Annotated in this window: 6 protein-coding genes; all 6 read right to left on the reverse strand. The window is 55.8% G+C overall.

Annotated features, from left to right (window positions below; all coding sequences use genetic code 11):
• Positions 1 to 109: 109 nt before the first annotated feature.
• The gene (locus tag ACK4OE_RS08550; protein WP_409884313.1) at positions 110 to 1,912 is read right to left on the reverse strand and encodes a DUF927 domain-containing protein; all 1,803 of its coding nucleotides are present in this window, start codon (positions 1,910 to 1,912) and stop codon (positions 110 to 112) included.
• Positions 1,913 to 2,004: 92 nt separating this feature from the next.
• Positions 2,005 to 2,475: a hypothetical protein gene (locus ACK4OE_RS08555; protein WP_409884314.1), complete on the reverse strand. Its 471-nt coding sequence runs from the start codon at positions 2,473 to 2,475 to the stop codon at positions 2,005 to 2,007.
• Complete coding sequence (locus ACK4OE_RS08560) at positions 2,472 to 2,690, reverse strand: helix-turn-helix transcriptional regulator (protein WP_409884315.1); 219 nt, start codon at positions 2,688 to 2,690, stop codon at positions 2,472 to 2,474. The genes ACK4OE_RS08555 and ACK4OE_RS08560 overlap by 4 nt, the downstream gene beginning before the upstream one ends.
• 175 nt (positions 2,691 to 2,865) lie before the next feature.
• A complete protein-coding gene (locus ACK4OE_RS08565) occupies positions 2,866 to 3,552 on the reverse strand; it encodes a hypothetical protein (protein ID WP_409884317.1) in 687 nt (228 codons plus the stop codon).
• An 18-nt stretch (positions 3,553 to 3,570) separates the two neighbouring features.
• Positions 3,571 to 4,902: a tyrosine-type recombinase/integrase gene (locus tag ACK4OE_RS08570; RefSeq protein WP_409884319.1), complete on the reverse strand. Its 1,332-nt coding sequence runs from the start codon at positions 4,900 to 4,902 to the stop codon at positions 3,571 to 3,573.
• A gap of 218 nt (positions 4,903 to 5,120) precedes the next feature.
• On the reverse strand, positions 5,121 to 6,538 hold a 1,418-nt coding region (gene guaA / locus ACK4OE_RS08575; protein ID WP_409884320.1), incomplete at its 5' end, for a glutamine-hydrolyzing GMP synthase.

A 6,538-nucleotide genomic window follows, 5' to 3' on the forward strand; every position in this document is an offset into this window, starting at 1 on the left:
TGCCAGTGAATGTGGTGTATTACGGAGAGCGCTGCGATAAATCACCAGCGCGGTTTTCTTCGACCATGTCCACCGGAAGCGACGTGACAACGTGACAAATCGGCATGGATCAGTCGGTGGTTTCTTGCTCGAAGCGAATGCTGTCCTTGACCGCGTAGAAGCGCTTGCGCAAGCCACGTAGGTCACCGGTGTTGGGCAAGCGGAACTGACGTTGATCACCTTCAGAGTCCGTGTCCAAGAACCCCGCTTGGCGCAGGTGGCGAACCGTCGCATCCAACCCGAACTTTTGACCCACCAGTTCTTCAAAAACCGTAGGCAAAAACAAGAACAAGGTCTTTTCGCGTGTGGTCTTGCGATAGCCGTAAATACCCACTTGCTCGGACGTGGCGATGGTGCTGAATGCGGGAAATTTGCCACTGTGCCGGTCGATGATGTCGCGCACGGTGCGGATGACCTGCTCACCAATCGGGGTTGTTGCCAGCTTCTGGCGCTCGACGTGCGCGCGCAGGGCCATCTTCATCGCCGCAATGACCGCATCGTTCTTGGTGGGCAGAAGCTTGAGCTTGATGCCGAGCAACCCAGCACAAGCCCAGCCGGCAATTCCTTTGACAAGGCGGCGCGTCACCGGATCGCGGATGTCTAAATCCTCACAGAGCTCGCGCTCAATCTCTGGCAGCTTCTTTGCGATCCATGGGCCAATCTTGGAGTGGTTCTTTGCGACCCCTTTGACCAGTGCATCCCAAACCGCCCCATGGTGTGTGTTGCAGGCCTGGGCGAGATGATCGGCAAAAGCCTTAGCGTCCATGCCATCGGGTACTTTATGGAACATACCCATCGGCGCATCGGCATGAAGCTCGAAGTAACGTGCGGCAATGCCCTCGTTGAGGTGTACGCGCTTTTTGGCCAGCAGCTCGATCAGCGGGTCTTCATTGGAGACGAACAGACTGCATTGCAGAGCGGGCGCGCGGCGGACTGTCTGTTGAGCTGTGCTAGTTTCGCGCGCAGAGCCATTGCCAAGATCGAAGATCATGCGCACGAGGGCACTGAAGTCTTCGGTCTGACGCATCTCATCACGACACACGGGGCGATCTTGCATCAGCTGCAGACCTGCCCTGATGCCGTTCTCTGTACCAGTGAAGCTCTGCACTTCCACCGCTGACTCAATGAGCGACAAAATAAAGCGAAGAACAGTGGTTTTGCCTTGACTACTGCCTCCCACAAGGGCCAGAACAATTCGAGGGAGCCCATACAACCGAACGAGCAGTGAGGCGATTGCAGCGCACAATGCCACCAACATTTTGGGATTGGCCACGGCGTATCGACCAACCTGTTGGTTCCAGTCTTCAAGTGAGCACGATGCAGGTGGCAGTGCGGGAATGTCTGGAGAGACCAACACCGAAACAGGTGCATGGTTACCCAATACATGCACTTTGGTGCGCCAGATCAGCATCTCGTAGCGCGCCCCCTCGAGAGTCAGCAAGTGGTAGCCGTCGTGCTCAGCAACGTAGGCACAGCCATCGACAGCTTGCAACAGCAATTGAGCGAGTTCGCGCAACCCTTTGGGGGACTGATACGCTATGAGTTGGGCAGCGAAAACCAAACGGGACAGCTCCGCGAATTGCCCGAGGAAAAGTGCGGTCTGCGGCAACAGGTAGTGCGTAGCAGCACCTTGCTCGTCAAGTGCATGCACGACGAGCAAGTCGCGTTTTGCACCCTGATTGTTAATCGCTTGCTGTACGGCAGTGATGCGATGAGGCAGTTCACTGTCTGCGTGCTCCGACGGAACATCGGAGCGTTTCGGGCGGGGCTTTTTATGCTTCGAGTGCTGCTCGGTATCGAGCATCGCCATTTGCTTGCGCTTGCGTGGCATGTCCGCATCGCCGCTGCGACGTCTAAGGTCTTTTTCAGGCATGAGTTCTCCCGTGCCAAGCCATGTATGGCTTGGCGAAATGGTGTGATGAGGGGGTGAGTACCAGTGAGCGGTGAGCCACTGGTGTTGAGCAGCTAGCGGTGCGATTTCCCGCGAAGACCAGTCATACTGGCGAGCAGCGCCGTCTTATTGGGATTCAGGGAAGGCGTCGCAATCACGATGCTGCGCTCGTCATCCTCCGCATCGAACTCATACCAGGGAGTCCCGCAAACCATAATTTCGGTTGCAGGGAGCACCGATACGACAATGCCATACTCATTGAGCGAGCGCTGCTCGATATCGTGTCCGATGCCATGAGCAAGTTCCAGCGCTTTCAGGCTGTATTGCATGATTCCGGCGAAGGCACGTTCGCTATCCAAGTGCGTTCCCCAATCTTGCGGGGTGACGTAAATGTGTTGGCAATCGAGGACGCCCGCATAGCTAAGGGGCTTATTGGCACAGTGATGCGACGTAAGTGCTTTACGGACGCACGTGATGAAGTCTTGGAGCTTGCTCTGCTCTTCAGCCTCAAGCGACAAGGGGACTCGAGTAGGGATACGGATCATGCTGCGCGCCCCTTTTTTTCTTCACGGGAGGCAATACACGACTGAATGTAAGCCTGAATCTCGCTGGCAGGCCAACCTTTAAGACGTGGGCCAATCGGCACACCAGGCTTCAGCACTCCTGCTTTGATGTAGTTATAAAAGGAACTGTTGGACAGTCCTGTGAGCTTCAGGACTTCGCGCTTACGGAGAAGCGCTTCTTGGAGAATTTGAGCCATTTGGCCTCCATCTAAGGGTTTGAACTTGCGATGGAAGTCAGGCGTCCCTGCTTGCATCCATCTGTATCGCGATGGATGAATTTGAAATCTTGTAGGCAAAAAAAAACACCGCAATTGCGGTGTCTTGGGAGTAATTGCGGTTGCCGCGTTGCCCATACGCAGCCACCCCACAGGTCTATTTTTTCCTTTTCTTTTCCAGCCCATTCATTTCATTGAGCCAAGCGCGAAGCGTCGGTTCTTCAATCGGACAGTCAGCCTCTTTTTCTGCGAACCATTTCAAAACCGCAGCTGGACTCCTATCGCCTTTAGCATTGAAATAGTCCCCAACCCAGTTCTGGAAAATCGTGTCGAGCATCGTGAGATAGTTGTTCACCTTCCGCTGACTCATATTTAAGGAGGGAGGTGCCTCATCGAGTTTTAGCCCAGAACGCATTGGCTCCAACCCACCCCACCCGATTTTGATCGCATACTCGCAGTATTCGGCTAACTCCAAATATTTTCTGCCCGCACCCTCACCTTCCCGTAGATGGTCTTCCAAAAAAGGAATTTCATAACCGATCAGGGTTTTGGTGATATCCAGCCTGTCCTCGTAGAGTCGATACCGCTCTGGGTCATGTACTTCTAGTGCACGGCGGGCTTCACTGGTCGGCTCAATATTCATGCCGAGAAGCGTTGCCTGCCAGGGTCTGGCTAGCTTTCGCTGATACCAATGATCCCATCGCGGCAACTTGATTGAACAGAGATTGGGCGGCGACGAGCCCTCACCAACTTCTGCAATTGACTGCGTGGCATTACGGTCCAGCAACAACTTAAACCCGTCCGGGTTGTGCTTCAAGATATACGTTTTTTCAATTTGTGCCACGATGTCTCCGATGCATTCTCAAGTTAGTTCTGTGAACGTATCTGCCGCAGCGACCTTCGCTTTGCGCACGATGTCGCGAACACTTTCACCTCGACACCAAGCGTCAATCATGTCAGCCCACGCCTGGAGCATGACCCGCCGTTGCTCGCCATATTCGGCCTTGTTATAAGTGGAGCGCACATCACTTTCTTCATGTGCCAGACATTTTTCAACCCAGTCCCGATTGAAACCTGCTTCGTTCAACAAGGAAGATGCTGTTCTGCGCAGGTCATGCACACTGAAACTGGCGAAATCGGCACCACTAGCTCGAATGTTTTTGACGGCAGCATCGATCACTCGATTGAGAGTGGCATCGCTGATCGGCAGTTGGAGATCGTATCGGCTGGGGTGGAGATATTTTGACGATTCAAAGCAGGTTTTGAATGTTACGAGGATGTCCAACGCCTGTTGACTCAAGTAGACCACCAAAGGTTTTTTGGCTTTCATCCGCGTTGCCGGAATTGTCCATGTAGCGGCTTCAAAATCGACTTCTGACCATGTGCCGCCGACGAACTCACCTTTCCGCACCATCGTTAACAGGACAAATTTGACGGCAAGGCGAAGCGTTGCGGCGGTCGCCGTTTTATCAAGAGCAAGGAAAAACTGCTTGATTTCTGCTGGGGTAAGTGCGCGTTCTCGCGCCTTGAAAGTGGCGATATCGCTGGGGCGAATGCTTTCAGCAGGGTTTTGAAGGTCAAGGGTTTTGTCTTTGGCGTGCGCGAACCTGAACACCAGCAAGACGATTTCACGCACTTGAATGGCTGGCGCTGGCGCACCGCGTGCCTTGACCTTTTCGCACAGAGCCATGAGTGCGGCGGACGTTATTTCTTCCAACTTGAGCTTGCCGAAGGGGCCAACAAGATCGCGGTTGTAGATGGAGCGGCGCATAGCCAGCGTGGAGTCCGCCAGTCTTGCGCCGTTGTTGGGGTCTGACTTGTCTTTGAAGTAGCGGTCAGCCCAACTGCCAAAGGTAAGTGATTCGGCAATTTGCGTGCGCTTTTCAGCTTTTGCTCGGGATGGAGACTCGCCCTTCTCCACGCTGCGGCGGGCATCGGCCAGCAGCAATCTGGCCTCGGCTAGCGTCAGACTGATTCCGTATTCAAGCTCATCAAGTTCTCTCGTGGACTTGGACGGAAGACTCTCGTCGTAGCGGCCTATGGTCAGCGTTTCGCGCCGACCATTGATACGGTAGTCGTACCGGAAAGACTTGGTGCCTGTTGTAGAAACGGAAACGTACATCCCGTCTCGGTCAGAGACTTTAAAAACTTTGTTGGTGGGTTTGAGCTTTTTAAGTTCGGTATCGGTCAGCATGCCGGCTCCTTGCTTACCGCCATTTTTTACCGTCAGACCACCTGCCGGTAAAAAAATTGGCGTTTCACTGGCACCCGACATTTACCGTCACTTAAACCGACAAATACGACTGGCTTTCATTGCATGGCAATGCACGACTATAGACTACAACTCATTGATTTAAAAAGAGAGTTGATCACATAGAAGGATGTCGCTGGATGGTGCGGGACAATTATGAATTATTCCCACTCAATCGTTGCTGGCGGCTTGCTGCTCACGTCGTAGGTCACCCGATTGATACCGCGCACTTCGTTGATGATGCGCCCCGACACCTTCTTGAGCAGGGCATAAGGCAGCTCGGCCCAGTCGGCGGTCATGAAGTCGCTGGTCTGCACGGCGCGCAGTGCCACTACGTAGTCGTAGGTGCGGCCATCGCCCATCACACCCACGCTCTTGACGGGCAGGAAGACGGTGAAGGCCTGGCTGGTGAGGTCGTACCAGGTCTTGCCGGTGGCTTCGTCCACAAAGTTGCGAAGCTCTTCGATGAAGATCGCATCGGCACGGCGCAGCAGGTCTGCGTATTCCTTCTTGACCTCTCCCAAAATGCGCACGCCCAGGCCGGGGCCGGGGAAGGGGTGGCGGTAGACCATTTCTGGAGGCAGGCCCAGGGCCACGCCCAGTTCGCGCACTTCGTCCTTGAACAAATCGCGCAGTGGCTCCAAAAGCTTGAGGCCCAACTGTTCTGGCAGGCCGCCCACGTTGTGATGGCTCTTGATGGTGACGGCTTTTTTGCTCTTGGCACCGCCCGACTCGATGACGTCGGGGTAGATCGTGCCTTGGGCCAGGAAGGTGGCACCCTTGGCGCCATTGCCTGCCGCCTTGAGCTTGGCGGCCTCGGCCTTGAACACGTCGACGAACAGGCCGCCGATGATCTTGCGCTTGGCTTCGGGCTCGCTCACTCCCGCCAGCTTGCCGAGGAATAAGTCGCTCGCGTCGACGCGGAGGACCTTGGCCTGCAGCTTGCCGACGAACATGTCCATGACCATGTCGCCTTCGTTCAGGCGCAGCAGGCCGTGGTCCACGAACACGCAGGTGAGCTGGTCGCCGATGGCGCGGTGGATCAACGCTGCAGCTACGGACGAGTCGACACCGCCCGACAGGCCAAGGATGACCTCCTCATCACCCACCTGCTGGCGGATCTGCTCCACCGCTTCGGCAATATGGTCGCGCATGACCCAGTCGGGACAGGTGCCGCAGATGCCAAGTACAAAGCGGTCGAGCAGCGCCCTGCCCTGCACGGTGTGTGTGACTTCAGGGTGGAACTGCACGGCGTAGAAGCGGCGGTCTTCGTCGGCCATGCCGGCAATAGGGCAGCTGTCGGTGCTGGCCATGAGCTTGAAGCCCGGGGGCAGCTCGGTGACCTTGTCGCCGTGACTCATCCAGACGTTGAGCATGCCGTGGCCTTCGGGGGTGGTGAAGTCGGCAATGTCCTTGAGGAGTGCGGTGTGGCCGCGTGCGCGCACGGCGGCAAAGCCGAATTCGCGCTTGTGACCGGTTTCGACCTTGCCGCCCAGCTGCTGCGCCATGGTCTGCATGCCGTAGCAGATGCCCAAGACGGGCAAACCCAGATCGAACACCGCTTGCGGCGCGCGGTCGG

The organism is Acidovorax sp. (assembly GCF_046314175.1).
Lineage (GTDB): Bacteria > Pseudomonadota > Gammaproteobacteria > Burkholderiales > Burkholderiaceae_C > Acidovorax.